The organism is Fervidobacterium gondwanense DSM 13020 (genome assembly GCF_900143265.1).
GTDB classification, from domain to species: Bacteria; Thermotogota; Thermotogae; order Thermotogales; family Fervidobacteriaceae; genus Fervidobacterium; species Fervidobacterium gondwanense.
In genome coordinates this window covers 1-1,500 of record NZ_FRDJ01000025.1, presented here as the reverse complement: position 1 = coordinate 1,500, position 1,500 = coordinate 1, and the positions used below count along the sequence as shown (strand labels likewise).

Sequence of the window (1,500 nt, the reverse complement as noted above, 5' to 3'; positions counted from 1 at the left end):
AGATTTCCGGTAATAAGTCAAGAGGAGAAAAAATAGAAAAATAAAAAACCTAGTCAACACTTTGACTTTCAATAACTTAATATTTCACTTTCATTCTTCACATACTTGATTTCGTTCTTTTTACCTATTTCATCGGTACATACGGTACGTTGTTCTTTAGTAAATAATACACTAAATTTACTAATTTCCTTGCAGTTAATATTAGCGCTCTCATGTGTTTGTGTGTTGTTGCTTCTGCGTACTTTTTGCGATAATATTCTTTGTATACAGGATCGTATGTCTTTACTCCGTTCGCTGCCATTACTAGGTATGTTCTTAGATACTTGTTCCCTTTTTTCGTTAGTTGGTTGTTTTCTGATTTGTAATTTCCACTTTGATTGATTGTCCATACAAGCCCTGCGTATGATGCTAACGCTGAGGCTTTTTCGAAACGATTGATGTCTCCTATTTCGGCTATAATTCCAGCTGCAGTTATTTCTCCTATCCCTTTGACTGTTGTTAGTGTGTTCGAAATTACTTTAAGTAATTTACTTATTTCTTTCTTTACTAGTTCGATTTGTTTTTCATAGTGCTGTATCAAATCGATAGTGGAAACAATAGATATTCTCAGAGTGTTTGAAGGATTAACAGACAACCTCAAGGCATCTTTAGCAAGAGTTTGGAGTTTTTCTGCTAAGACTTGTGAAGAGACATTGTGTCTGGAAATTTTCGCAATATATTCAAATAACTCTTCAATTGGCATGTTTGCGATTTCTTCGATTGTATAATCTTTAAGCAGGCATTCGAAAGTCTTATTTAGTTTAAAGTCAAGTTTAGGGAAATAAAGAGAAACATACGAATAGAGCCTAAGTTTCAATCGAGCGATATCTTCGTTGAACTTTAAATAAAGTCTGGTGAGATTACGAAGCTCAGAGATGATATATGAGTTATTGACAAAAGGGACTAAAGACTCAGGAAATTTAGAAGCGATAGAGAAAATAAGTTCAGCATCGATTTTGTCAGTTTTAGGACGATTGAGAATTTTGCGATAGAGCTTAATGTTATCAGTTTTAACCCAAAAGACAGGTACGTTGTTTTGAAAGAAGAAGTTAGCGACATTAAAAGAAAAAACACCAGTTGATTCAAGGACAAGAGAAAAATCGGAAGAAGAAGCAAAAGCTTTGTTAAAAAGTTCAACAATACCTTGAGGAGAGTTCTCAACAGTCCCACTACCGATGAAATCAGAAAAGAAAGAAAGATAGTTCTTTGAGACATCAATAGCTAAAATAGCCAAAGGAATCACCTCCGGATTGAGTACAGCCTTACAACCTCGCGGTACATAAGAAAACGAGGCAAAACATTTTCCGGCAAGTAAAAAGCTGTACTCTAGTTAGGCAATCTTATTTAAGAGAACAAAGTCTCAAGGAGGGGCAACCTGAAACTATTTTACCAGAGGTGTTAAAAAATATGCATTCAATTTTCAAAGACCAATTTTAATTTTTACCGAACTTATTATACGAG

Annotated in this window: 1 protein-coding gene; it reads right to left on the bottom strand. The window is 34.4% G+C overall.

Annotation, left to right across the window (positions count from 1 at the left end; genetic code table 11):
- Nucleotides 1–124: 124 nt before the first annotated feature.
- On the bottom strand, nt 125–1,273 hold the full coding sequence (locus BUA11_RS10220; RefSeq protein WP_011994508.1) for an IS110 family RNA-guided transposase: 1,149 nt from the start codon (nt 1,271–1,273) through the stop codon (nt 125–127).
- Nucleotides 1,274–1,500 lie beyond the last annotated feature (227 nt).